Here is a 25,559-nt window from a genome sequence, read left to right as displayed (position 1 = left end):
ATGAAATGGATATCCAAGTTCGTGACGGTGGCGATCTTCGCCATCGCGGCCTCCGCGGCAAACGCGCAGACAGTCGTCGAGTACATCCACACCGACGCGCTCGGAAGCCCTGTCGCGGTGACCGATGCCAATCAGAACGTCATCGAACGCACCGAGTACGAGCCGTATGGGGCGCAGGCCAATCGACCGGTTCTAGATGGGCCGGGGTATACGAGTCATGTCAGCGACGCGGTGACAGGGTTATCGTACATGCAGCAGCGATACTTCGATTCTGGCGTCGGCAGATTTTTGTCTGTCGATCCCGTTAGCGCCTACAGCGCGCCGGGGGTGAACTTCAACCGATACAAGTACGCAAACAACAATCCCTACAAATTCGTAGACCCCGATGGTAGATGCGAAGCGCCAACCGGAACGCGTATTTGTGTGACCAAGATCTACACGGCAAAGGACATCACTGTCGTGCAGTCATACGATGCAAAGGCGCAGTTGCCGATCCCGTTGCCTGAAGGGTCCACCAAAGCCGCCGAGTTGCGCCCGAACCTGGAAAAGGCCGCAGATGCGCTCAACCGCGCGGGTAAGGAAATAGCGAATAGAAGGCTTCAGGATCATGCAAAGATATTCAATAGCATGAAGGTTTACATGTCGGTGGATCAAATAGGCACCGAGAAAGCATTTGTAACCAAGCCTCCCGTCTACGACATGGTGATCAATGCCGCTCCTTTTTCCAAGCTATGGGCCGGTCATCAAATAGGCCTGATGCTCCACGAGATACATCATTTCACTCCGGGAAATGTAAGGATGTACAACCTTCAGCGCGATTCAGGTGAGCCGATGGGAACAGGCACTCCGTATGAAGACGATGCTTATGATTTTCAGCGGCGGTTGGGATTTCCGTCCAGCGGACCAAGCGCCTTCGACAAGGAGCAAAGCCAGTGAACAACTGGGTACTCGCAGCAGCAATGTGCTTCCTCGTTTTCTCATCCGACAGTTACGCAAGCGTCGGCGAAACGCGTCCACTCCAAACGGTGATCGACGACTCCGACGATATAGTTTACGGGCTCATTACTGAGGCCAGATTGGGCGCCTGCAATGGTGAGGTGGCAAGCAGGATCTATGTGATGCAAATTCGCCAGTCGCTTAAAGGCGATGTTGCAAAAGATACTCGGTTAACTATCTGCGGGCCAGCTCCCATATTGCTGGGTCGCAACTACATTGTTGCGGGCAAAAAAGAAGCTTCAGGAGAGCTGGTCTTTCAGGCTGATGCGGCCATCTTGTTCGTTCCATTCGATAGATATTTCAGACTGATTTCTTACGACAGTCCTTATGTGGATTCGGAACGAGGTGTTGTCTTTGGAGTGGGCATCGAAGACCCCAACTTCCTCGATCGTTTTGGCAAAAAACTCGGGTTGAAGCCTGATCAGGTGAGGCCACCTAAACAAAGCGATCCCTAAAGGAAGCACATTGCGAGTTGCCGCATGGAAGCCGAAGCGTCGAGCATTGGGATTCATGGCGTGTCGCGGAGCACAGCAAAGCCAGACATGCCGTGTTCAAGCGAGACATGCGGACAGCTTGAAGCCGCAGGCTTCAAGGTGCATGACACCCCTACGCGCGCCGATAAGAATCACAAGACGATTGAGATGCCGAAACCTGTTACAAAAGAAGACGCTAAGAAATTCAACCGTGCCTTTGAGAGATAGCGATGACGGTGCATTCTGCGAGTGTTCTGGTTATTGCAGTGGACTACTACGATGGCGAGACGGAGGGATTGGCACGGTGGGACAATAACTGTCGTTACTTTCGCCGCGAAAAGTATGGTTTGGGGGACGAGGTAAGCGAGTACGTTTCGGTCGCGATTGACTGCTCAGGATTCGGAGAGATCGCCGATCTAATGGATGTGGTGAATTTTGAAGGGGTTTTCGTCTATTCGGGCTCGAACCACGATGCAAACGAAAAATTGGATGAAGTCCTTCCCTTGTGGCGCGCGCAATGCGAAAGCAGTGGCCGGAAGAGTAGCGGGCACAGCTACTTGGACTCGATTGGCACTCAATGAGAGGGCCAGCCGCGGCATTGGAGTGCTTAGGCGGCTTTATGTCTCGACTCCGCAGCCCGCAGGCGCGGAGTCGTTGGGCTACGCAGTCGACGCAATGCGCGCGAATACCAATCGTTGTGGTTTGGCGATTTCAGCAACGCCCATGCAACAAAGCGACAAGGCCGTGGTCGCCACAGTGACATAGGCCGTGTGAGCCTAGCCCTCGGGCAAATACGGCATCGCCAATCCGAAGATCACCAACACCCACAACACCACCCCAATCGCCAGCCAAACATAGTTGGCCGGAGTCAATCGCCGATTCGACTCCCCCTGCGCGTCGCCGCAAGCGGCATTGGCCGCGCGCTGGATGCTTGCCAGCGCCCAGCCGGTGGGCAGGATCAGGGCCAGGGTGAGTGCGTCCAGGTAAGCGGCGCTGGACTCGGGCCAAGGCAGGCGGTCGGCCAGGTTGGTGATCAGCTGCGCGATCACATACACCGTCGCCGGCACCGCGGGCGTCCACACGAATCCGCGGTCGCCGGTGCGCAGGGATGAGTCGATCCGGTTGGCCAGCGAGTGGGCGTAGAACAGCGAGAAGATCGCGCGCGGCACCGGCCACAAATTCAGGCGGTGGGTTCGCGAGTAGCGCGACCAGTGCACGTAGAACCAGTACAGCTGATACAGCGAGAAGGTGAAGAAGAACAGCAGGTAGAACTTGCGCGCAGAGACGATGTAGAACTCGTTGCTGCGGTCGGTGGGGCCGGAGATGTCGGCCACTTGGCTGGCCGGCGGTGCGTAGAGATTGCGATCGTCCATGGTCGTCTCGGTGCGGGTTCGATGTGTGGGTTAAGCGTATCGAGCCGATCGGCGGCAGTTATTCGAAGTAGAACGCCACGCCGACGCCGCCTTGCAGGTCGGGGCTGTCGCGATCCAGTCCGGCATCGAGCGATGCGTCGAGCTGGATGCGCGCGGTCGCCATGTAGGTGATGCCGACGCCAGCGACCGAGGTGGTGGCCTGGTGGTCGGCGTGGGCCCAGCCGGCTTCGATGTAGGCGCCGACGCGGTCGCTGATGGCGTAGCTCAGGCTCGGCGACCAGCTCCAGGTGTCGCTGCCGTCGCTGCGGTCGAGGTTGAAGTACAGCGAGCCCGACAGCGCGTCGTTGAAGTCGTAGCCCAACGTGGTTCCGAGCGAGTACTGGGTGGCGCCGTTGCTGAATTCGCGGTCGCCGCTGGCGGCGGTGACGCCGCCGAGTACCGCCCAGGAGAAGCGCTCGTGTGCGGACGGCAGGGCGATCTTCAACGCCAGTCCGGTATCGCCCGCGCCGTGGCGCGAGCGGCGGCCGTCGTCGTCGCGTTCGCGCAGGTAGTTGAACGGCGAAGTCGCCAGTTGCACTTCGACCCGGTCGCTCAGGCCCAGGCGCAAGGTGGTGTTGGCGCTGTAGGTGGTGCTGCGGGCTCCGCCGTCGTTGTCGCGTTCGAAATCGGGCAGGCCTTGTTCCCAGGCGAATCCGCCTTTGGGCAGGGTGCCGGTGGAAAAGGCGATGCCGGGGCGGTCGAAGGAGGGCGTGTCGGCGCGCGCCGGCTGCCACGCGCTTGCGGCCGCGACGGCGAGCGTCAGCGCGGTGGCCGCGCGTGCGATCACTGTGCGATCCACTTGCCGCGTTGCATTTCGCAGGAGTATTTGATCGTCGCCAGTTGTTCGGCGCTGCGCTTGTAGTAGTGGATCTTGGCCTTGGCGCCCATCGGCGAGTCGCACACGCCGTTGGCGCCGGACGGGCAGGTGGCGACGATTTTGGCGTGGGCTTCGCCGCCGAATTGTTCCAGGCCCGGCATTTTGCCGTTGCACTGTTCTTTCAGTTGCGCTTCCGGCACCGGCTGGGCCGATTCGGTGCAATCGTTGATGACTTGGCCGCCGACCTGGCCTTCGATGTGGCAGGCGGGGCCGGCGTGCGCCAGCGGAGCGGCGGCGAGCAGCAGGGCGAGGGCGAGCGGGGCGGACAGGCGCATGGCGAACTCCGAAGTGGAGATGGGGCAGAGTGCGCCAGGCAGCGTGAAAGGTCGGGCGACCGGTGCTTCCGCTGCGTGGGCGCGCCGTCACTGTAACGCGAGGTGTCGGGCCGTGGGGCCGGATCTGTTCCGATCTGTGGGTGATTCGCCACGCAGGCCGGGATTTTCCCATCCCGTCGTTTCGGCGAAAGCCGGACGTAGGCCGGAACGCTCCCATCCCGTTATTCCGGCGAAAGTTGGACGTAGGCCGGAACTCTCCCGCCCCGTCATTCCGGCGAAAGCCGGAATCCATTTTGCTGTTGCTCGATGCTCATGCGGATCGAGCAAAGGCAAAGTCAAAATGGATTCCGGCTTTCGCCGGAATGACGGTGGGGAGGGTGCGGGGTGCGGGGTGCGGGCGCGAGAGGGCGGGCGCGAGGATCCGGGAGGCGAGCGCTTACGATCCCGGCCGATCTTCATCGCGTCCCGGAAACCGCAACACCACCCCGGTCTGCACATCGCGCGGATCCGGACGGTTCCACAGCACCGGCACCTGGCGCGGGCTGGGCGGTTCGAGTTCGTCGTTGAGCGGCACCATCTCGGCGTCTTCTTCGTCTTCCCAGCTGTAGCGCTTGCGCGGCGGCAGCGGGTCGCTGAGTTTGAACAGGAACGCGCCGACGACGCCGGCCACCGCGCCGCCCAGGTGCGATTGCCAGGACACGCCGACTTCGCGCGGCAGCACCGTCAGCAGCATGCCGCCGTAGAGCAGGAAGGCGATGAACGCGGCGGCGATGGAGGCGCGGTCGCGGCGCAGCAGGCCCAGGGTCATGACCAGGAACATCAGGCCGTGGGTCACGCCGCTGGCGCCCAGGTGGTGGCTGCCGGGGTCGCCGAGCAGCCACGCGCCCAGGCCCGAGCCCAACCACATCAGCGGCAGGGCGCGGATCGTGGCCTTGGGGTAGACCGCGCCGGCCAGGGTGCCCAGCAACAGCAGCGAGGTGGCGTTGGCGGCCAGGTGCTCGACCGAGCCGTGCAGCAGCGGCGCAGTCAGCAGCCCGATCAGGCCTTCGGCCGACCACGGCTGCACCGTGAAGGCGGGCACGTTGAAGCTGCCCTGGGCGCTGAACACCGCCACCAGCAACAGCACGAACGCCAGGCTCGCGTTGAGGGCCCGGATCAGCCGCGCGCGGTCGGCTTTGCGCTGGGCCGGGGTGTCGGGGATCGGGGCGTCGGTGGGCAGGTGCATACGAATCAGATTGGCACCCTGGGCGGGCAAAACAAGCCGGACCGGCTGGGCTTCTTTGTCCCGCCGGCGGGACTGAGACGCCGGTCGAGCGCCGGCCCCGGCGCCCGGCCCCGGTAGAATGTCCGGATGACTACCGAAATCCCCACCGTACGCCTCAAGAACGCCTGGAAATCCACCCACCCCTGGATCTTCCAGCGGCTGGTCGACAAGCCGGCCCAACGCCCCAAGCCCGGCGCCATCGTCAACGTGGTCGGCGTGGACGGGGTGTGGATCGGCCGTGGCTTCTACAACGGCCATTCGCGCATCGCCCTGCGCATGCTGGAAAACGACCCCGACATCGAAGTCGACGCCGACTGGTTCGCGCGCAAGATCGCCGCGGCCGTCTCGCTGCGCCGCGATGTGCTCAAGCTCGATGAAGTCAGCGACGCCTGGCGGGTGGTGCACAGCGAAGGCGACGGCATCAGCGGCCTGGTGGTCGACCGTTACGGCGATCTGCTGGTGGTCGAATACTTCAGCGCCGGCGCGTTCCGCCACCGCGAATGGATCTACGACGCGCTGCGCGCGCAGTTCCCCGGTTGCCGCTTCTACGCCTTCGCCGACGAACACGTGCAGAAGCAGGAGAGCTTCGATTTCCGCGGCACCGAGGCGGTGCCGCCGGCGACCATCACCGAATACGGGGTCAAGTTCCGCGCCGATCCGGCCGGCGCGCACAAGACCGGTTTCTTCGCCGACCAGCGCGAGAACCGCGAATGGCTGTCGCAGCAGGTCGCCGGCAAGCGGGTGCTGGACCTGTGCTGCAACACCGGCGGTTTCGGCGTCTACGCCAAGGTCCGCGGCGCCGAGGAAGTGATCGGCGTGGACATCGACGCGGACGTGATCAACATCGCCAAGGGCAACGCCAAGCTCAACGGCGCCAGCGTCAAGTTCGTCCAGGCCGACATCTTCCCGTACCTGCGCGACATGGGTAACTCGGGCGAGCGCTTCGACGTGGTGATCCTGGATCCGGCCAAGATGACCCGCGACCGCGAGCAGGTGATCGCCGCGCTGAAGAAGTACCTGGACATGAACAAGCTGGCGCTGAGCGTGGTCAAACCGGGCGGTTTGTTCGCCACGTTCTCGTGCACCGGTCTGGTCAGCGAGGACCAGTTCCTGGACATGCTGCGCCGCGCCGCGTTCTACGCCGGGCGCACGGTGCAGGTGTTGAAGGTGTCCGGCGCGGGCGCGGATCATCCGTGGCTGGCGCAGGTGCCGGAGTCGCGGTATTTGAAGGCGGTGTTTTGCCGCGTTCTCGACTGAGTTGGTTGTAAGTCCCCTCTCCCGCTTGCGGGAGAGGGCTAGGGTGAGGGCGCGCCGAAGGCGCGTGCTTGCGTTGAAATTCGTCGCGAGCTTGAGCTGCCCTCACCCCAACCCTCTCCCGCAAGCGGGAGAGGGGGCTGATTGCGGTGCGGGGTGGGGTTTACGTCGGCGCTTGAAACCCCGCCACATGCCGCGGCTTGTAACTGTCCGGCCGATACGACACCTCGCGCGCCAACCCATCCAAAAATCCCGGCTCGCCGATCCGCGCGCGTTCGCCGGCATCGAGTTCCAGGGTGAGCTCGTACATCGCGATCGTCCCGCACAGCACCGACAGATAGCGTCGCTCGCCGTCGGCGTACAGGGTCCAGGCCCAGTCGCGTTGGTCGATCAGTCGCATCGGTCGGCCTGGCCTTTCAGCTGATGATCTGTAGGCTATAACCAACAACGCCGACGTACTTCCAGCGCCCTTTCCGCAGCTCGAACAGTTCCATCTGCGAGTGTATGCCCGACAGGCGGGAATGCGTCTCGACATACAGCAACGCCCGGTCGCCACGCGCCGATATCACCGGCCGGCCGATCCGAAGAATGCCGTCGGCTTGCGGGTATTCGCGCTGCAGGTCCTGCCAAAAACTCATCGACGTGAACATGGCCGCTACGCGCTCGCGGTCGACCGGAACGGTGTTGGGAATCGACCGATTGTCCAGCGGTTGGCGCGCGAGATTGACGTCCCGCAACGCACCGATCAGCTTCGTGGCCAGACGGCGGTCGATCAGATCGTGAGTTTCGGAGGCTTCGTCCGGCCCCGATGGCAATTCGCTGCAGCGTCGCCGGCTTTGCTCACGCTCGGCGCAGATGGCGACCGTGGCGTTTTCGAGGATGATGTCGCGCTGTTCTGCATTAGCGCCGAAGTATTGCGCCCGGTCGGCGGACTGCAGATGTTCGACAGCCGCGATCAGAATCGCGCGTTGTTCCGCGTCCGTCGCCGCGCGCGGCGATCCGATGGTTGCGGCGAATGCAGCGAATGCATCGAGCTTCAATGAGACCGCGACGGCAAGCGATGCCGACAATGCGATGCATGCGGCGAACCACAGCGATCTTCGCAGCGACGGGCCGCGAGGATCGCGACTGCGGACGTCCTGGTTCGAGGAAGACGGAGAATTCATGGCCGGCACTCCTTAGTTGGCCCGAGTGGGGTCCCAGCTGCCTGGACGGCCGTGCGCGCGGCTGGCGAACGCATGGGCCGTTGCGGCTCGATCCGGGTTGAGTCGCATTTTTGGTTTCAACCGAAGCGCTTAGCTCATCCACAAACCGACGTGACCGATGACTCTCCATCGTCCTTGCCGTAGTTCGAGCAATTCCAGTCCGCCTTCACCGCCCAAATTTCCATAGGACCTGGCTACATACATCAATGCGTGATCGCCGCGCGAGGAGACGACGGCTCGACTGATCCGGAGTATGCCGGCGGATTGTGGGAAGGTTTTGTGGAACTCCGGCCAGAAGTCGATACCCGAGATCGCCGCGACGCGTCGATGGTCTATCGGGAGGATGCCGGGCACATTCTGGTTGTCCAGTGGTTGTTGCCCGGCATTGAAGCGCGGCAAGGCGTCGACCAGCACGTTGGACAAGCTGCCCACGCCTCTCAGAGTTTCGGCCGATTGCGGCGGTACCTCCCTACAGCGCTTCTGGCTTCGCCTCGGGTTGGCGCAAACCGCCACGGTGACGTCCTCAAGAGAGAAGTGAAGCGGTGCCCCGCGGGCATCCGATCTCGGGAACCACTCGGGTTGCCGGTGCTCGACGACCGCGATCAATATCGCGCGCTGTTCGGCGGCCGTCGCCACACGCGCCGGCCCGGTGGATTCGGCGAACGAATCGGATTTCAATCCATTGGGTTTCAACGCCGTGACCGCGACCGCAAGCGATGCCGACAATGCGATGCACGCGGCGAACAACAGCGACCTGCGCAATGAGGGTGCACGAGCATCGCGGCCGCGAGCGTCCTCATTCGAGGATCGGGAAGACGATGAATTCACGGCCGGCAGTCCTTGGTGGCCCGAGTGGGTTCTCGCAGCCTAGGCGGCCGGTCGCGCGGCTGGCAATACGCCGGAGCGATGCGGGTCGATCAGGGCTGGGCTCAATCCTTCCACCACAACACCGCCGGCGGATCCTCCGGCCGCGCCTGCTCGAGCCGGCGCAGCGCTTCCACGTCCAGACCAGGCAAGTGCACGCTCAAGGCGGTGGCGACTTCGCGATAGCCGGGCCAATCGGTACGCAGCTCCAGGCGCTCGCCGGCGGCGGTGCCGAGTTCGACGAATACCAGCTTGCGGTCGATCGCGTCGATCGCATAGCCGTCGATGCCGTCGATGTCGTGCCAGCGGATGCCGTGGACGCGGCCGGCGCCGTCGTCGCGCCAGACGCCGCGCGGGTCGGCGTAGAGCCTGGGATCTTGCAGGTTCATGGCTGCGTTCCTTGCGCGCGCTCCGGCGAGCGCCGGGCGGTTGATTGAGCAAGATTGGCACAGTCGCCGCGACCGATCCTGTGCCGTATGGAACTCGGTGGGGGTGGTCTTATGGTCTTTTGTGACCGGCATCGCCCTTTGCTGGGCGGTTGGAAGGGCGGTCTGGATGAAGCCCTGGATCCCCGCCTTCGCGGGGATGACGGCAGGTGCGGGTAGGAGCGGTGTGTGCGCAGCGTTGCCGCGTTCGCCGCACCCGTCGGCGCCCGCGGGCGCCCGTCTCAGGGCCTGAGACTCACCCGCTTAGACTGGACGCTTAGACTAGGCACGCGATCCGTGTTCGTCTTCCCAGCGCCTGATCCGGGCGTCCGGCCACGGAACGGCCTTTCTTCCGCACGTTCCCTGAGTCTTCGATGTCGCCGACCGTTGTTGTGATCGCCCTGGTTTTCGCGCTGATCGGCGCCGCGCTCGCCTGGTTGCTGGCGCGAGCGAGTTCGGCGCGCGCGCTGGAAGCGGCGCGGGCGGAGCTGGGCGCGCAATTGAACGCGGCCAACACCGAGCGCGCGCAATTGCTCGAGCGCAGCGCGCGCATTCCCGAATTGCTCGCGCGCCTGGACGAGGCCGAGGCGCTGCGCAATCAGTTGCAGCGCGACAGCGGTCTGCTGCGCGAAAGCATCGGCCGTACCGGCGCGGAACTGGACAAAGAACAGCAAGCGCTGCAACGCCTGCGCCTGGAATTCGAACAACTCGAACGCGAGCGCGATGCGGTCGCCGCCGAGTTGAGCCGGCGCACGGTCGAGGCCGGCCGCCTGCACACCCAGCTCGAAGCCGAGCGCGGCCAGGCGCAGGAAAAGATCGCCCAGCTCAAGGACGTGCGCGACGAACTCAGCAGCCAGTTCAAGAACCTGGCCAACGAAATCCTGGAAGAAAAGAGCAAGCGCTTCACCGAACAGAACCGCAGCCACCTGGGCCAGCTGCTCGACCCGCTGCAGCTCAAGCTCGCCGAATTCCAGGCCAAGGTCGAAACCGTCTACGACAACGAAACCCGCGACCGCACCGCGCTGGGCGAGCAGGTGCGGCAGTTGATGGCCTTGAATCAGTCGCTCAGCGAGGACGCCAAGAACCTCACCACCGCGCTCAAGGGGTCGAGCAAGGCCCAGGGCGCCTGGGGCGAGTTGATCCTGGAGCGGGTGCTGGAATCGGCCGGCCTGCGCAAGGGCGAGGAATACGACGTGCAGGAGAGTCACGGCACCGAGGACGGCGAACGCCGGCCGGACGTGACCGTGCACTTGCCCGAGGATCGCCACCTGGTGATCGACTCCAAGGTCTCGCTGACCGCGTACGAGGAGTTCGCCAGCGCCGAAGACGATGAAGTGCGCGGGCGCGCGCTCAAGCGTCATGTCGAATCGGTGCGGCAGCACATGCGCGGGCTCTCGGAGAAGCGCTACCAGGATCTGTACGGCCTGCGTTCGCTGGATTTCGTGCTGATGTTCGTGCCGGTGGAGCCGGCCTTCATGTTGGCGGTGACCCACGACCGCAACCTGTTTATGGACGGCTGGCAGCGCAACGTGCTGGTGGTGAGCCCGTCGACGTTGCTGTTCGTGCTGCGCACGGTCGCGCACCTGTGGCGGCAAGAGGCGCAGAACCGCAACGCGCAGGAAATCGCCAAGCGCGGCGCGGCGCTGTACGACAAGTTGGCGGCGTTCGTGGCCGATCTGGACAAGGCCGGCGCGCAGTTGCAGCTCGCCCAAACCAGTTTCGAGGCCGCGCGCGACAAGCTGGCGCGCGGCCGCGGCAACGTGATCCGTCAGGCCGAGATGCTGCGCGACATGGGCGTGAAGCCGAACAAGGCCTTGCCGGCGAAGTTGGTGGAGTTGTCGGCCGATGAGGACAGTGCGGACGATCTGGCTCCCGACGGGCCGGCGCCGATCGAAGGCGCCGCGGGGTTGCCGGCGCCGGAGCAAGCCGAGCGCGCGCAGGATCCGGCGAGCTAGTAGAACAGCGCGTGGATCGCCCGCGCCGCCGAGCCGATCAGCAACAACAACCCCGGCAGCAGAAACGCCGCCACGGCGGTTTTGCGACGGCCGCTCAAATAGATTTTCAGGCCGATTTCATAAACCATCGCCAGCATGAAGAACGCACCGATCCAGGTGCTGATGTTCTCGCGACGCGTGTACGGGCCGAACCATGCCAGGCCCGCGGCGATGTACAGGGCGAAGGCGATGAACGCCAGGGTGACGTTCCAGAGGCGGCGTTCGACCAGCGGATCGAGCCCTTTCATCGGCCGCTCCGTGCTTGCGGTCCGCTAGCGAGTCCGGCGCGACGCCGGCCGTCCGCGTGGCCGCAGCTGGGCGGCAGTTTTGCCTTCGATGTTCGCCCGATCCCGGTCGATGCCTTCATGCGCAGTCCTTGCGTTGGCGTAGCGGGCGTGGATGCGCGCTGCGCCAGAGCATCCTAGCGATTGTGCGCGACAAACAAAACGGCCCGGACTCGCGTCCGGGCCGTTCGTGTCTGGGGTTGCCTGACGGGGCCGCGCGCGATCAGCGCACGCCGGTGCCGTCGGTCGGCATCATCGGCATCGCATCGGCCGGCACGCTCGGGTTGCTGTCGTCCTGCAGATACTCCGGCAGCTGGGTTTCGCCGTTCTTTTCCATGCGGTCGCCGAAGATCTGGTAATCGCGGCGCTGGGTCCAGGAGTCGCGGACCAGGGCGTACTCGTCCTCGGCGCCGTCGCGCAGGCTGTCCAGCGGAAGCAGCTGCGCGCGCACGTCGACCAGTTGCAGGCCCTGCAGCGGGATGCGGATGCGGTCGCGTTCGATCTGGCGCAGCGGGCTCAGCGGCGCGTCGCCGACCATGCCGAAGGTGTCGCGCACGGTGCGCGGGCCGAAGAACGGCAGCTCGACGTAGCGCGAGCGCTTCCAGCCCCACACGCCCAGGGTCTGGCCGAAGTCTTCGCTGCGGTTGGGCAGCTTGGCCGCGGTGGCCGGATCGAAAATGCCGCCGATGCCCAGGGTGGTGTTGAGGGCGAAACGGCCGAACGACTGCAGCGCCTGCTTGGGCTTACCCTGCAGCAGCGCGTTGAGGATCGACACCGGCTGGCCGAGGTTGTTGAAGAAGTTGCTCACGCCCAGACGGATCGGACGCGGCACGACTTTCGAGTACGCGCGCGCCAGCGGCCGGGCGACGCCGCGATCCACCGCGAGGTTGAAGCGGTGCATGCGGCGGTTGTACTTCTCCCACGGGTCGTAGGCGCCGGGCACGTTGGCCGGGGCCGGCAGGGTGGGATCGGCGACCGGGTCGTAGCTCTGCACGCCGTAGATGTCGTCGAAATCGCGTTCGGCGTCGGTGCGCGGGTCGGGCGTGGCGGTCGGATCGACCGTGCCGCTGCTGGGCGGGGCCGAGGCGGGATCGATCTGGGCCAGGGCGTAGTCCAGCGACAGCGGGCTCAGGGCCAGGCCGTCGAGGGTCTGGGTGACGTCGAGCGCGGTCGCTTCCTGCTCGGTCGCGGCGACGGTGTCGGCCGGCGCGGCCTGGATCGGCGCCGCGCTGAGCGGTTCTGCGTCGGTGTGCACGCCAGCCGCGGCCAGGGCCACGGCCGAATCGGTCTGCACCGCGAGCTGGGTCGATTCGAGCGGCTCGGCGGCGTTCGCCGTCGGCACGGTCTCGATCGCCAGCGGTTCGGCGACGATTGCGGCTTGGGCCGCATCGGCCTGCGCCGGTTGCAGCGCTGTCGCGGGAGCCGGGGTCGCCTCGAAGGCGAGGGCCGGAACGGAATGCAGCGCGGTCAGGGCCAGGGCCAGCGCTAAGGGGAGTGCGTGGGGGCGCATGGTTGCAGTCTAGTCTTCCAGGACAACGGTGGGGGCGGCCAGTTCACGTCCGTGGGCGTCGGCGACCGCAACGATCGGGGTTATGCGACGGCGGTCGCCGTGAGGGTGGGTCAACGGCGTCAGCTGCCGAAACCGAGCGAGGCATCGAGCCGGTAGGCCGCGCGCAGCTCGGCCAGACCGGCGGGATCGCCGGTCACGGCCACGCCGGGCGCCTGCGTGGCCAGTTCGGCCAGCAGCGCCAGACCGGCGCTGTCGACCGATTCGACCTGGCTCAGGTCGAACCGGCGCACGCCGGCGGTCAGCGCGCGCGCCTGCGGCCACAGCGCGGCGACCGCGGCGCGATCCAGCGCGCCGGCGAACAGCAACGCCTCACCGTCCTTGCGCACGCTCGCGGCGCTCATCTCAGTTGCCGCTCGCCTGCGCCTGCAGCTTGCCGGCCTTGATGTCGGCGGCGACCTGGGCGATCGACTTCTGGCTCAGCGGGGTGTCGAACTGATTGCGGAAGGTCTGCACGAAGCTGACGCCTTCCACCATCACGTCGAACACCTTCCACTGCGCGCCGTTCTTGCGCAGCAGGTAGTCGACCGGAATCGGCTCGCCGCCCTGGCGCAGGAACTCGCTGGAGACTTTTACGATGGCGCCACCGCGCAGCGGCGTCTCGGACTTGATCCGGACCTGCAGGCGGGTGTTGAAGTCGAGCAGGGCCGAGCCGTAGCGCTGCATCAGGCTGCCGGTGAGGGCGTCGGCGAACAGCTTGACGTCGCTGTCGGCGGCGCCGCGGCCGTGGGTGCCCAGGACCAGGCGCGCGGCGTAGTCGCGGTCGAACACCGTGTTGAATTCGGTGGTGATGAACTCGCTGAGCGCGGCGCGGTTCTTGCTGAACTCGGCGCGGCGCGATTCCAGGGTCGACAGGATCCGGGTGCTGTTGCTCAGCACCATCGCGCTGGGCGAACCGGCGGCCGGCGTGGCCTGGCCCGGAGCGGCGGTGGCCTGGGCCAGGGCCAGGGAGGGCGCGCCGGCGATCAGCGCCGAGGCGAGGAGGGTGGCGGTCAGGATGCGCTTCATTTCTTGCTCTCGTCGGAGGGGGCGGCTTCGCCCTTGAGGTAGTCGGGGACGTCGGCGTCGGCCGGCTTGGCGGCGCCGCCGCTGTTGCCGCCTTGTGCGCCACCGCCGCTGAACATGTACTTGCCGACCAGTTGGATCAGGTCGACGGCCGGTTGGGTCAGGTAGATCTCATCGCCGGGCTTGAGCGTGTCCGGATCGCCGCCCGGGCCCAGGCCGATATAGCTTTCGCCGAGCAGGCCGCTGGTGAAGATGCCGGCGGAGGTGTCGGCGGACAGGTTGTTGTAGCGGTTGTAGATCGACAGGGTCACCACCGAGCGGAAGCTCTTGGGATCCAGCGAAATGTCCGAGACCTGGCCGACGGTGACGCCGCCGATCTTGATCGGCGCGTTCGGCCGCAGCGCACCGATGGTGGTGAACTTGGCCGTGACCTGATAGCTGTCGCCGCCGAAGCCGAACTTGCCGTTGGTGGAGGCGATCGCCAACACCAGCAGCGAAGCCAGGGCGAGCAGCAAGAACGCGCCGACGGCGAATTCGATACGGGGACTGCGGACGGACATGGCATCACCTTGGGGATAAAGCCCGCGCGGATCAACGCGGCTGTGGGAACGGTATGTCTGGAACGGTAAGCGTGTCGCGAATCTGAAGCCCCTCTCCCGCGGAGCGGGAGAGGGGTTGGGGTGAGGGCGCGCGGATTTCGCGGTTCGACCTCACTCGGGCCCTCATCCGCCCTTCGGGCACCTTCTCCCGCAAGCGGGAGAAGGGAACAGCAGGGTTACTTGAACAAAAACGCCGACATCACGAAGTTGAACATCAGCACCAGCAACGAAGCGTTGACCACCGCGCGGGTGGTCGCCACCGAGGTGCCTTCGATGGTCGGTTCGGCATGGAAACCGACGTAGGCCGCGACCAGCGCCGCGGTCCCGCCGAACACCGCCGACTTCACGAACGCCATCAAAAAGTCGTTGTGGAAATCCACGCTGTCCTTGAGCACCTGCCAGAACGTGCCGGCCTCCAGGCCGATCACGTGCACCGACTCGAAGTAGCTGGCGGCGATGGCGAAGCTGCAGAAGAAGCCGGTCAGCAGCGGCACGCACAGCACCGCCGACCAGAACCGCGGCGCCACCGCCTTGCCGACCGGGTCGATCGCCATCAGGCCGAGCGCGGTGATCTGGTCGGTGGCGCGCATCAGGCCCAATTCGGCGGCGATCGAGCTGCCGGCGCGGCCGATGAACAGCAGCGCGGTCAGCACCGGGCCGAGTTCGCGGTACAGGCCCAGACCGAGCATCGCGCTGACCTGGTTGGCCGCGCCGTAAGTATCGAGTGCGCGGTAGCCCAGCAGAGTCACCGAAAGTCCGACGAACGCGCCACCAACGGCGATGATCGGCAGCGAACGTGCGCCGATCTTGTAGATTTCGCGGATCAGCTCGCGGAACAGGTCCATCGTCGGCTTGGACGACCGCAGCACCGACAGCGAGAACAGGCCGGCGCGGCCCAGCGAGCGGGTCGCTTCAATGAAGGGCATCAGGCGGCCTCCGAGGTGCGCGGCGCGGCGTCGAAGCCGATCGGGCCGTCGGGCTCGCCGCGCAGGAATTGGCGAACCAGCGGGTCGCTGCTGTGTTCCAGTTCGACCGGCGTGCCCGAAAACACGATGCCGCCGTTGGCGATGACGATGGCGTGGTCGGCCACCGGCAGGGTTTCGTGGACGTGGTGGGTGACCACGATGCTGGTCAGGCCGAGGGTGTCGTTGAGCCGGCGGACCAGGCTCATGACCACGCCCGAGGCAATCGGGTCCAGGCCGGTCAGCGGTTCGTCGTAGATCATCAGCGGCGGGTCCAGCGCTAGCGCGCGCGCCAGCGCGACCCGGCGGGCCATGCCGCCGGAGAGCTCGCGCGGGAACGCGTCGGCGGCCGCGCTCAGGCCGACCGCGTGCAGTTTCATCAGCACCAGGCGGCGGATCACCGCCGGCGGCAGCTTGGTGTGGGCGCGCAGGGGCAGGGCCACGTTTTCGGCCGCGGTCAGGTCGGTCAGCAGGCCGTTGCCTTGCAGCAGCACGCCGATGCCTTTGCGCAGCTCGAGCAGTTCGCGTTGGTTCTGCGGCACCTGTTGGCCGAACACCTCGACCTTGCCCGCGGCCGGCGCCAGCTCGCCGGTCAGCGCCGACAACAAGGTGGACTTGCCGCTGCCGGACGGGCCGAGCACGGCGACGATGCTGCCGCGCGGCACCGACAGATTGATTCCGCGCAGCACGCTGCGGCCGCCGCGGTCCAGGCGCAGGTCGGTCAAGCGGACGATGGGCGATGGCGTCGTCATGCGGGAAGGCATCCGGTGCGGGACCAGCGGGGAAGCGGAAGCTGCAAAACGGCGCAGCTTGGCGCAGCGAGGCTGAACAGGGTGGGAGCGTGGGGCATTGTCGCAGCTTAGCGGCCTTGGCTTGGTTGTGCGGGGCGGTGGCTGGGACGAGTGTGGTGGGGGGCGATTAAAGCGGGTTTAAGTTCGGTGGCTGGTGGGAGCAAAAGCAAATCCCCCCTGGCCCCCCTTTTTCAAAGGGGGGAACGCTGGTGGGAGTTGCGAGGCGATCTTGTGGCTGCGTGGCTTCGGCCACACCAAGCCACGCGCCCACACGATGCGCGCGCACTCCCCCAAAGACGCGTTCCCCCCTTTGAAAAAGGGGGGCAGGGGGGATTTGCTCTTGCTTCCGCCACACCACACCCCGGCACCCACCGCGCGCATACGGCAAGATGTCCGAATGCCCGCGCGCCCCGATTTCCGTCTCTACCATTCCAATGCGCTGGACGTGCTGGCCGGATTGCTGGCGCAGGAACTGCGCACGCCCGCGCCCGGGCAGGCGCTGCTGGCGCCGGACACGGTGTTGATCCCGCAAGTGGCGATGCGGCGCTGGCTGCAAGCCACCCTGGCCCAGGCGCACGGCATCGCCGCCAATCTGGAATTCCTCACCCCCGGCGAATTCGTCCAGCGCGCGCTCGACGCCAACGAAGCCGACGGCGAGGCCGCGCGCGAGGACGATCTGGACGCGGCCGCGCTGCGCTGGCGCGTCTACGCCAACCTGTCGCAACCCGCGGCGCTGCGCGAGCCGGCGTTGGCGCCGCTGCGGGCGTACCTGGACGGCGACGATCCGATCAAGGCCTGGTCGCTGTCGGGCGAACTGGCCTCGCTGTTCGAAAAATACCAAGCCTGGCGTCGCGATTGGCTGCTGGCCTGGGACGCCGGTCGCGATCGCAACGACGCCCAGGCCGCGCTGTGGCGCCGCGTCGCCGCCGGCCGCCGCTACCGCGCGCGCCGGATCGACGACTACCTGCGCCGCTTCGGCGCCGACGACAGCGCGCCGCCGCGCGGGCTGCCGCCGCGCGTGTTCGCCTTCGCCACGCTCAATATCTCGCCCGACGTGCTGCGGGTGATCGCCACCCAGGCCCTGGCCGGCAGCCTGCATTTCTATCTGCCCACGCCGACGCGCAAATACTGGGGCGATCTGGGCAGCCTGGCCGAGCGCCTGCGCCAGGGCGAAGCGGCTGCGTTCGGCGAAGACGACAACCCGCTGCTGCAAGCCTGGGGCGCGGCCGGCCGCGATTTCATGGCGGTGCTGGGCGGTTATGAAGTGGTGCATCCCTCCGGCGAGATCGCCGCGTACGCCGATCCGGAAGACAGCCGCCACGACGATCCCTCGCGCGACAGCCTGCTGCAGCGTCTGCAACGCGATCTGCTGCACCGGCGCGCGCTGCCCGCAGTGCCGTGGCGCCAGTCGCTCGATCGCACCGATGCCAGCGTGCAAGTCCACGCCTGCCACACCCGCCTGCGCGAAGTGCAGGTGCTGCACGATCAACTGCAGGCCTTGCTCGACCGCGATTCGCCCGAGGGCCGCCGTTTCGATCCGCCGCTGCAACCGCGCGAGATCGCGGTGCTGGCGCCCGACATCGATCCGTACGCGCCGCACATCGCCGCGGTGTTCGGCGGTCTGTCGGGCCGGCCGGGCTTCATCCCCTACGCCTTGGCCGACGTCAGCCCGCTCGCCGCCGAACCGCTGGCCGAAGTGTTCCTGCGCCTGCTCGCCCTGCCGGTGTCGCGTTTCGGCCTGAGCGAAATTCTCGACTTGCTGGCGACCCCGGCGATCGCCGATCAAGCCGGCCTGGACAGCGCCGGCCTGGAGCGCCTGCGCGTATGGCTGGGCGATGCCGGCGCGCGCTGGGGCATCGACGCGGCCCACCGCAGCCGCCACGACGCGCCCGGCGACGACGCCTACACCTGGGCCTTTGCGCTGGACCGCTTGCTGATCGGTCACGCCATGGGCGGCGACGACGGCGCGGCGGCCGATACGGTCGCCGGCATCGCGCCTTACTCCGAACTCGAAGGCGCCTCGCTCGACGCGCTGGATGCGTTGATCCGCCTGCTGCGGGTGCTGGCGCGTTTCGAGCGCGGGCTCGCCGCGGACCTGAGCCCGGCGCAATGGGCCGACCGCCTGCTCGGCCTGCTGCGCGCGCTGCTGCCCGAGCGCCCGCGCGAGGCCGCCGATCAACGCACCTTGGAACGCTTGCGCACGCTGATCGAAAGCTTCGCCGCCGATTCCCTCCGCGCTGGCTTCGACGGCACCGTACCGCCGGAGGTGGTGCGCGCGCATTTCCGCGCCGCCCTGGCCGAGGCCGACACCCGCGCGCCGCTGCTCACCGGCGGGGTCAGCTTCGGCCGGATGGTGCCGATGCGGCTGATTCCGTTCCGCGCGATCTGCCTGCTCGGCATGAACGACGGCGACTACCCGCGCCGCGATCCCGCCGGCGGCCTCAACCGTCTGGCCGCCGAACTGGGCACCGCCGCGCGCCGCCACGGCGACCGCTCCTTGCGCGACGACGACCGCTTCTTGTTCCTGCAGTTGTTCGCCGCCGCCTCGGACACGTTCTATCTGAGCTACCTCGGCGCCGATCCGCGCGACGGCAGTCAGCGCGAACCCTCCAGCCTGGTTTCGGAACTGCTCGACACCATCGCCCGCTATCACGCCGACCCGGCGCGGGTGCGCGCGCAATTCACCGTGCGCGAACCCTTGCAGCCGTTCGCGCCGGCCGCGTTCGGCGCCAGCGCCGACGCGCAAGGCGAAGGCGAGCCGCGCCGTTTCAGTTATCGCGGCGAATGGCGGCCGGCGGTCGAGGCCGGCGCGCGCGCATTGCGCGGCGAACCGGGGCCGTGGCTGCGCGATCCGCTGCCGCCGCAGGCGCAGGCCGAAGCCGATGAGACGGGCGTTATCGACTACCAGGACTTGCGCGGTTTCCTGCGCGATCCGCCCAGCGCGTTCCTGCGCCAACGCCTGGGCCTGAAACTGCCGCAAGAAGCCGATGAGGCTGAGGATGTCGAACCGCTGGTGCTGCCGGGCCCGGGCTTGTTCCGCCAGCAATTGCAGCGCGCGGTGTTCGAGGATCTGTTAGCCGGCGATGGCGGCGCGATCGACCGCGAACGCTTGCAGGCGTCGTTGCGCGCGCGCGCGTTGCTGCCGAGCGGGCCGCTGGGACGGCGCCAACTCGATGCGCTGCTGGCGCAAGTGCGCCCCTACGCCGATGCGTTCGCGCGCTGGCGCGGCGGCGAGCCGCAGGCGTTGCCGTTCGAGGTCGACCTGGGCGATGCGCGCCTGCTCGGCCGGCTCGACGATGTGTATCCCGGCGGCTTGGCCCGGTTGCGCTTCGATACTTTGCACGGGCCTTCGCAGATCGCCCACGGCCTGGATTGGCTGGTGTTGTCCGCACTCGGCGATCCGCGCCCGCTGGCCCAGTTCGCCCAGGCCGCCGACGGGCCCGGCCCGCATCTGCGTCCGCCGCTGAGCCCGCGCGCGGCCAAGAACGCGCTGCGCGGTTTGCTGCGCTTGCGCGACTACGGCCTGCGCATGCCGCTGCCGTTCCTGCCGCGCGCCGGTTGGCTGTGGTACGAAGCGGCCGCGCAGAACAAGGACGGCTGGGGCAAGGCCGAGGGTCAATGGCACGGCAGCGCGCGCAGTTGGGGCGAGGCCAGTCCGCCCGGCGTGCGGCTGGCGCTGCGCGGGCGCGATCCGTTCGCCGATCCGGAGCTTGGCGAAGAATTCCGCGCGATCGCCAAGCGCGTATTCGACGCGGTCGTGCATGGCCGCGACGAGGACGGCGAAGCATGAGCGCCGGCCGCGACCCGTTCCTCGACCTGCCGCTGGACGGCCTGCGCCTGATCGAGGCCAGCGCCGGCACCGGCAAGACCTATACCCTCGCCACCCTGGTCGCGCGGCTGGTGATCGAGCGCGGTTTGAACGTCAGCGACATTCTCGCCGTCACCTTCACCGACGCGGCCACCCAGGAACTGCGCGAGCGTCTGCGCCGGCGCCTGCTGCTGGCCGCGCGCATCGCCGCCGACGATCCGGCCTTGCCGGCGCAGGACGACGATGCCGAGCGCGCGATCACCCGCGAGTTGGTCGACGCGCAGCGCCAGGTCGAAGGCGCCGCGGCGCTGCGCCTGCGCCTGCAACGCGCGGCGCGCGAGATCGACCTGGCCGCGGTGGTCACCATCCACGGCTTCTGCGCGCGGGTGCTGAGCGAGCATGCGCTGGAAACCGGGCAGCCGTTCGCGGCGCCGGAAATGATCGGCAGCGAACGCGAGTTGATCGATGAGATCGCGGTCGACCTGTGGCGCGCGTTCGGCAACGAAACCGGCGACGCCGAATTGCTGTCGCTGCAATGGCCGGGCGGTCCGTCCGCGTTGGCGTCCGATCTGGGCGCGCTGCTGCGCACGCCGCGGTTGTTGCCGCCGGCGCCGCCGCTGTCGGCCGATCCGCTGCCGGCGTTGCTCCAGGCCGGGCAAGCGCTGCGCGCGAGTTTCCGCGAGCACGGCGAGGACGCGCTGGCGCGCCTGGACGCGGCGATCGCGGCGAAGACGCTCAACGGCAACAGCTACCGCGCGAACTTGCCCGCCGAGTTGTGGGCGGCGCTGGATCAGTGGTGCCGCAACGACGATCCCGCGCAAGCGCCCGACCCGCGCCTGGAAAAACTGACTCCGTCCGCGTTGGCGGCCAAGACCAACAAAGGCAAGGAAGCGGCGACGCCGAGTTCGCCCTTGTTCGACGCGGTGGCGACCTACCTGGACCGCGCCGGACAACGCGCGCAATGGCTGGCCGGGCAACAGGTGGCGATGGTCCACCGCGTCCGCGAGGCCGCGCGCGCGCGTCTGAGCGAGCTCAAGCGCACCCGCCGGGTGCAGAGCTTCGACGATCTGATCGCCGAGGTCGCCGACGCTTTGCAAGGCGAGCACGGCGAGGCTTTGGCGCAGCGTCTGCGCGCGCAGTACGCGGTGGCTTTGGTCGACGAATTCCAGGACACCGACCCGCGCCAGTGGGCGATCTTCCAGCGCGTCTTCGGCGCGCACGCGCTGTTCCTGATCGGCGATCCCAAGCAGGCGATCTACGGCTTCCGCGGCGGCGACGTGCACACCTATTTGTCGGCCGCCGCGCAAGCCGAACCGGCGCCGCCGCTGGAGCACAACTTCCGTTCGCGCCCGGCGGTGTTGCGCGCGGTCTCGGCCCTTTACGCGCAAGCCGGCGAGGCCGCTTTCGTCGATCCGCGCATCCGCTTCCGCGAAGTCGAGGCCGGCGGTGCGGTGGTCGATGCGGATTTGCAGCGCGATGGCGCCGACGCGCCGGCGCTGACCGTGCGCGCGCTGCCGCCGCCCTCGGACGAACGCAAGAAAGCCGAATGGAGCGCGCCGGAATCGCGCGAACTCGCCGCGCGCGCCTGCGTCGCCGCGATCCACGCCTGGCTGGGCGATGCGCGCGAAGGCCGCGCCACCATCCAGGGCCGCGCCGTGCAACCGGCCGACATCGCCGTGCTGGTGCGCAGCCACGACGAAGCCGCGCGGATCCAGCAGGCCCTGATCGCCGCAGGCATCCCGGCGGTCGCCGCCGGCCGTCGCAGCTTGTTCGCGACCGAGCAGGCGATGGACATCCTGACCTTGCTCGACGCCTTGCTGCACCCCGGCGACGGCGGCCGTCTGCGTGCGGCGCTGGCGACGGTGTTGATCGGCCTGGACGGCGCGGACATCGCCCGTCTGGCCGGCGACGAGCACGAGCAGACCCGCTGGCAGGCGCAGGCGCTGCTGTGGCGCGAGCGCTGGCAGCGCCATGGCGCGCTGGCCCTGATCGCCGACCTGTGCGCCGAACACGCGCCGCGTCTGCTCGGCTTGAACGACGGCGAACGCCGCCTGACCAATCTGATGCAGCTCGGCGAAACCTTGCAGGAGGCCGACGCGCGTTCGCTGGGTCTGCACGGCCTGCGCGATTGGCTGCGCCTGCGCATCGCCGAAGCCGACGACAGCGACGAGAAGCAGCAACTGCGCTTGGAGTCGGACGCGCATCGGGTCCAGATCCTGACCCTGCACAAGAGCAAGGGCCTGGAGTTCGGACTGGTGTTCCTGCCGTTCGTGGCGATCGGCCGCGAACCGCGCGGCGGCCGCTGGTGCGAATACCCGGATCCGGACCACGGCCGGGTGTTGCAATTGCAGACCGAGGCGATCGGCGCGGACGCCGATATTCCCGAGTGGAGCGTCGCGCGCGAACGCTCCGCTCTGGAGGCGCAGGCCGAAGACGCGCGCTTGCTGTACGTCGGCCTGACCCGCGCGCGCCACGCCTTGTGGATCGCCGCCGGGCCGCTGTACCTCGCCCAGTCCTCGCCGCTGTGGCCGATGCTCGGCGATGTCGATGCGCTCGCGCGCGGCCACCAAGGCGACATCGTCGTCGACGCCGCACCGCTGCCGCCGCCGCCGTCGCCGCTGCCGCCGATCGCCACCGGCGCGGTCCCGCCCGCGCGCGAAGCCCGCCGCGCGGTGCCGCGCGACTGGTGGGTCTACAGCTTCACTCAGCTCACCAACGAAGACGGCGGCGTCGCCCAGGCCGCGCCGGAAGAGCGCGGCGCCGAGGACGAACCGGACACCGCGTCGGCGCCGCTGACGCCGTTCGATGCGCGCTATTCCGGCAGCCGCTTCGGCAACGTCGTGCACAACGCCTTGGAACGGGTCGACTTCGGCCCGTGGCGCGACTGGCAACCCGAACAACCCGCGCCGGCCGAGGCCGCGCAGGTGCTGGCCGCGGCGATGCGCGCGGAGGGCTATGTCGAATCCGACATCGACGACGGCCTGCCGCTGCTGACCGGACTGGTCGGCATGACCCTGACCGCCGCGCTGCCCGAAGGCGCGCGCCTGTGCGACGTGCCCGAGCGCGAGCGCCGCAACGAAATGGAGTTCCACTTCGCGCTGGAATCGGTGCCGGTGGACGCGTTGCTGGCGACGCTGCACGCGCACGGCTGGCTGCGCGAGCGACGCGCGTTCGGCCTGCGCCGGCGTCTGGAAGGTTTGATGACCGGCAAGATCGACCTGGTCTACGCCGTCGACGGCCGCTATTACGTGCTCGACTACAAGACCAACCGTTTGTCCGACTACGACCCCGCCCAGGTCGAGCGGGCGATGAACGAAAGCGAGTACACCCTGCAATCGCTGATCTACACCATCGCCCTGCACCGTTGGTTGCGCTTCCGCCTGGGCGAGGGCTACGACTACGCGCGCGACTTCGGCGGCGTGCGTTATCTGTTCTGCCGCGGCCTGAACCGCGAGGACCCGCGCGCCGGCGTGCACGCCGACAAACCGGCGCGCGAACTGGTCGACGCGGTCGATGCCTTGTTCGCCGGACAGGGAGTGGCGGCATGAGCCTGTTCGACGCGCTCTACCGCGAAGGCGCACTGCGCACGGTCGATCACGCGCTGGCGCAAGCCTTGCGCCGGCTCGATCGCGACACTCCCGACACGGTGCTGGCTGCCGCCGCGCTGGCCTCGCAGGCGATCGCGCGCGGCCATGCCGCGTTCGATCCGCGCAGCCCGCAGTGGCTCAGCGAAGCGGCGATCGAATGGCCCGACGGCGATGAGTGGTTAGCGCAACTGGCCGACTCGCGCTGGATCGCCACGCCCGACGCCGAGCAGGCCGCCGATGCCGCCGCGCCGCTGGTGCTGGAACGCGGCCTGCTGTATCTGCGCCGTTATCGCGAATACGAGCGCCGCCTGGCCCAGGGCCTGCGCCGGATCGCCGCGTTCGCGCCGCCGCCGGCCGATCTGGACGCGCTGGCGCCGATCTTCGCCGCGCTGTTTCCGCAAGCGCGCGACGACGACCGCCAGGGGCGCGCGGCGGCGTTGGCGTTGCTGCAATCGCTGTTGCTCGCCACCGGCGGGCCGGGCACCGGCAAGACCACCACCATCGCGCGCTTGCTGGTGTTGTTGATCGCGCAGGCGCAGCTCGACGGCGTCGCGCCGCCGCGCATCGCCCTGGCCGCGCCGACCGGCCGCGCCGCCGAACGCATGGCCGAAAGCCTGCGCGCGGCCGGCGAACAGCTGGGCGCGCTCGACGGCATCGATGCGGCCTGGTGCGAAGCCTTGCCGCGCCAGGCCAGCACCTTGCACCGCCTGCTCGGCAGCGTGCCCGACAGCCCGCGCTTCCGTCACGACGCGCGCCATCCCCTGGCCTTCGACGTCATCGTCGTCGACGAAGCCTCGATGGTCGATCTGCCGCTGATGTGCAAGCTGGTCGAAGCCGTGCCCGACGGCGCGCGCCTGATTCTGCTCGGCGATCGCGACCAACTGCCGTCGGTGGAAGCCGGCGACGTGCTCGCGGCGATCGTCGATGCCGCCGGCGACGACGATGGAGTACCGGCGGCGCTGGCCGCGCGTCTGCAGCCTTTGCTGGGGCCGTTGCCGGTGCGCGCCGATCCGATGCCCTTGAGCCCGTACCGCGTGCATCTGCGCCGCGGTTACCGCCAGGCCGACAGCCTGGATCTGGCCCCGCTGGCCGAAGCCACCCGCGCCGGCGACGCCGATACCGTGTTGGCGTTGCTGCGCGAGGGCGGCCTGAGCGGCGTGCATTTCCACGAAGACGTGCACGACCCGCTGTCCGGCGCCGGGCGCGAGCGCTTGTTGCCGGCGTGGCGCGCGATCGGCGACGCCGCCGATCCCGCCCAGGCCCTGCAACGCGCCGCGCAACTGCGCCTGCTGACCGCGCTGCGCGACGGCGGGCAGGGCGCGGCGCCGTTGAATGCGCGGATCGAGGAGGCCTTGGCCGGCGTGCATCGGCCGGCGTACTTCCACGGACGCTTGTTGCTGATTACCGAAAACAGCTACCGCCACGGCTTGTTCAACGGCGACATCGGCGTGTGCCTGCGCGCGCGCGGCGACGACGGCGGCGAATTGCCCGGCGCGGCGACGGTGGCGTGGTTCGCCGGCGGCAGCGAGGGCGTGCGCGCGTTCCACCCGTCCGCGCTGCCCGCCCACAGCGGCGCGTTCGCGATGACCGTGCACAAGGCGCAGGGCTCGGAATTCGACAGCGTCTGGCTGCAACTGCCGCGCCAGGACGCGCGCCATCTGTCGCGCGAGTTGCTTTACACCGGCATGACCCGGGCCAAGCGCGAGCTGCACTTGGCCGGCAGCGAAACGGTGCTGCGGCTGGCGCTGTCGCGGCATGCGGCGCGGGTGTCGGGGTTGTCGTGGCGGTTGGCGGAGCGCTAGGCGCCCGCGCTGTCGCTATACCCTGCAACCACCAGATTCCCCACCCGTTATTCGAAACTCCCCCACCCGTCATTCCGGCGAAAGCCGGAATCCATTTTGACTTTGCTGTTGCTGT

General features: G+C 67.7%; 24 protein-coding genes. 9 read left to right on the top strand and 15 right to left on the bottom strand.

Going from position 1 to position 25,559, the window contains the following annotated elements; translation table 11 throughout:
• The 4 genes from V7787_RS12120 to V7787_RS12105 are packed head-to-tail and all read left to right on the top strand — an operon-like array spanning position 1 to position 2,050.
• Positions 1 to 936, top strand: coding sequence for an RHS repeat domain-containing protein (locus tag V7787_RS12120; RefSeq protein WP_336088441.1), 936 nt, complete (start codon positions 1 to 3; stop codon positions 934 to 936).
• Entirely contained in the window at positions 933 to 1,451 is a 519-nt protein-coding gene (locus V7787_RS12115; protein ID WP_336088439.1) for a hypothetical protein, read from the top strand. The genes V7787_RS12120 and V7787_RS12115 overlap by 4 nt, the downstream gene beginning before the upstream one ends.
• 24 nt (positions 1,452 to 1,475) lie before the next feature.
• On the top strand, positions 1,476 to 1,697 hold the full coding sequence (locus tag V7787_RS12110) for a hypothetical protein (protein ID WP_336088437.1): 222 nt from the start codon (positions 1,476 to 1,478) through the stop codon (positions 1,695 to 1,697).
• A gap of 38 nt (positions 1,698 to 1,735) precedes the next feature.
• Entirely contained in the window at positions 1,736 to 2,050 is a 315-nt protein-coding gene (locus V7787_RS12105; protein ID WP_336088436.1) for a hypothetical protein, read from the top strand.
• Between the two features lie 195 nt (positions 2,051 to 2,245).
• Here the strand turns inward: V7787_RS12105 and V7787_RS12100 are convergent, their stop codons facing one another.
• From V7787_RS12100 to V7787_RS12085, 4 genes are all read right to left on the bottom strand, one after another.
• Positions 2,246 to 2,842 (bottom strand): hypothetical protein, encoded by a 597-nt coding sequence (locus V7787_RS12100; RefSeq protein WP_336088435.1) that lies wholly within the window; start codon positions 2,840 to 2,842, stop codon positions 2,246 to 2,248.
• Positions 2,843 to 2,900: 58 nt separating this feature from the next.
• Positions 2,901 to 3,668, bottom strand: coding sequence for a transporter (locus V7787_RS12095; RefSeq protein ID WP_336088433.1), 768 nt, complete (start codon positions 3,666 to 3,668; stop codon positions 2,901 to 2,903).
• Entirely contained in the window at positions 3,665 to 4,033 is a 369-nt protein-coding gene (locus V7787_RS12090) for a hypothetical protein (protein ID WP_336088431.1), read from the bottom strand. The genes V7787_RS12095 and V7787_RS12090 overlap by 4 nt, the downstream gene beginning before the upstream one ends.
• 436 nt (positions 4,034 to 4,469) lie before the next feature.
• Complete coding sequence (locus V7787_RS12085) at positions 4,470 to 5,258, bottom strand: rhomboid family intramembrane serine protease (RefSeq protein WP_336088430.1); 789 nt, start codon at positions 5,256 to 5,258, stop codon at positions 4,470 to 4,472.
• A gap of 126 nt (positions 5,259 to 5,384) precedes the next feature.
• Here V7787_RS12085 and V7787_RS12080 point away from each other — a divergent pair, with 126 nt between their 5' ends.
• Complete coding sequence (locus V7787_RS12080; RefSeq protein ID WP_336088429.1) at positions 5,385 to 6,554, top strand: class I SAM-dependent rRNA methyltransferase; 1,170 nt, start codon at positions 5,385 to 5,387, stop codon at positions 6,552 to 6,554.
• A 160-nt stretch (positions 6,555 to 6,714) separates the two neighbouring features.
• Here the strand turns inward: V7787_RS12080 and V7787_RS12075 are convergent, their stop codons facing one another.
• The 4 genes from V7787_RS12075 to V7787_RS12060 all read right to left on the bottom strand — a co-directional run bounded on the left by V7787_RS12075 (position 6,715) and on the right by V7787_RS12060 (position 9,009).
• Positions 6,715 to 6,951, bottom strand: coding sequence for a hypothetical protein (locus tag V7787_RS12075; protein ID WP_336088428.1), 237 nt, complete (start codon positions 6,949 to 6,951; stop codon positions 6,715 to 6,717).
• Positions 6,952 to 6,967: 16 nt separating this feature from the next.
• Positions 6,968 to 7,717, bottom strand: coding sequence for a hypothetical protein (locus V7787_RS12070; protein ID WP_336088427.1), 750 nt, complete (start codon positions 7,715 to 7,717; stop codon positions 6,968 to 6,970).
• 129 nt (positions 7,718 to 7,846) lie between these two features.
• Positions 7,847 to 8,584, bottom strand: a complete 738-nt coding sequence (locus V7787_RS12065) for a hypothetical protein (protein ID WP_336088425.1) — start codon at positions 8,582 to 8,584, stop codon at positions 7,847 to 7,849.
• A 101-nt stretch (positions 8,585 to 8,685) separates the two neighbouring features.
• On the bottom strand, positions 8,686 to 9,009 hold the full coding sequence (locus V7787_RS12060; RefSeq protein WP_336088424.1) for a hypothetical protein: 324 nt from the start codon (positions 9,007 to 9,009) through the stop codon (positions 8,686 to 8,688).
• Between the two features lie 410 nt (positions 9,010 to 9,419).
• Between V7787_RS12060 and rmuC the strand changes: the two genes are divergently transcribed.
• A complete protein-coding gene (gene rmuC / locus V7787_RS12055) occupies positions 9,420 to 11,000 on the top strand; it encodes a DNA recombination protein RmuC (protein WP_336088423.1) in 1,581 nt (526 codons plus the stop codon).
• Here the strand turns inward: rmuC and V7787_RS12050 are convergent.
• The 7 genes from V7787_RS12050 to V7787_RS12020 form a co-directional block, all read right to left on the bottom strand.
• On the bottom strand, positions 10,997 to 11,287 hold the full coding sequence (locus V7787_RS12050; RefSeq protein ID WP_336088422.1) for a hypothetical protein: 291 nt from the start codon (positions 11,285 to 11,287) through the stop codon (positions 10,997 to 10,999). The two genes, rmuC and V7787_RS12050, sit on opposite strands and share 4 nt — an antisense overlap.
• 259 nt (positions 11,288 to 11,546) lie before the next feature.
• Positions 11,547 to 12,833 (bottom strand): MlaA family lipoprotein, encoded by a 1,287-nt coding sequence (locus tag V7787_RS12045; RefSeq protein WP_336088421.1) that lies wholly within the window; start codon positions 12,831 to 12,833, stop codon positions 11,547 to 11,549.
• A gap of 119 nt (positions 12,834 to 12,952) precedes the next feature.
• Complete coding sequence (locus V7787_RS12040) at positions 12,953 to 13,234, bottom strand: STAS domain-containing protein (protein WP_336088419.1); 282 nt, start codon at positions 13,232 to 13,234, stop codon at positions 12,953 to 12,955.
• Position 13,235: 1 nt separating this feature from the next.
• Entirely contained in the window at positions 13,236 to 13,898 is a 663-nt protein-coding gene (locus tag V7787_RS12035; protein ID WP_336088417.1) for an MlaC/ttg2D family ABC transporter substrate-binding protein, read from the bottom strand.
• Positions 13,895 to 14,455 carry an outer membrane lipid asymmetry maintenance protein MlaD gene (gene mlaD / locus V7787_RS12030; RefSeq protein ID WP_336088416.1) on the bottom strand — a complete coding sequence of 187 codons (561 nt, stop codon included), beginning with the start codon at positions 14,453 to 14,455 and terminating at the stop codon, positions 13,895 to 13,897. Before mlaD ends, V7787_RS12035 begins: the two co-directional genes overlap by 4 nt.
• A 215-nt stretch (positions 14,456 to 14,670) precedes the next feature.
• A complete protein-coding gene (locus V7787_RS12025) occupies positions 14,671 to 15,420 on the bottom strand; it encodes an MlaE family lipid ABC transporter permease subunit (RefSeq protein WP_336088414.1) in 750 nt (249 codons plus the stop codon).
• The gene (locus V7787_RS12020; protein WP_336088413.1) at positions 15,420 to 16,208 is read right to left on the bottom strand and encodes an ABC transporter ATP-binding protein; all 789 of its coding nucleotides are present in this window, start codon (positions 16,206 to 16,208) and stop codon (positions 15,420 to 15,422) included. The genes V7787_RS12025 and V7787_RS12020 overlap by 1 nt, the downstream gene beginning before the upstream one ends.
• A 436-nt stretch (positions 16,209 to 16,644) precedes the next feature.
• On the opposite strand from V7787_RS12020, the gene recC reads away from it, so the two are divergent.
• From recC to recD, 3 genes are read left to right on the top strand one after another with little or no spacing between them, the layout of a single operon-like run.
• On the top strand, positions 16,645 to 20,037 hold the full coding sequence (recC, locus tag V7787_RS12015) for an exodeoxyribonuclease V subunit gamma (RefSeq protein ID WP_336088411.1): 3,393 nt from the start codon (positions 16,645 to 16,647) through the stop codon (positions 20,035 to 20,037).
• Complete coding sequence (recB, locus tag V7787_RS12010) at positions 20,034 to 23,603, top strand: exodeoxyribonuclease V subunit beta (RefSeq protein WP_336088409.1); 3,570 nt, start codon at positions 20,034 to 20,036, stop codon at positions 23,601 to 23,603. The genes recC and recB overlap by 4 nt, the downstream gene beginning before the upstream one ends.
• Positions 23,600 to 25,444: an exodeoxyribonuclease V subunit alpha gene (gene recD, locus V7787_RS12005; protein WP_336088408.1), complete on the top strand. Its 1,845-nt coding sequence runs from the start codon at positions 23,600 to 23,602 to the stop codon at positions 25,442 to 25,444. The genes recB and recD overlap by 4 nt, the downstream gene beginning before the upstream one ends.
• The last annotated feature ends 115 nt before the right edge of the window (positions 25,445 to 25,559 follow it).

Source organism: Pseudomonas sp. CGJS7 (genome assembly GCF_036961695.1).
This window is presented reverse-complemented; position numbering and strand designations above follow the sequence as displayed.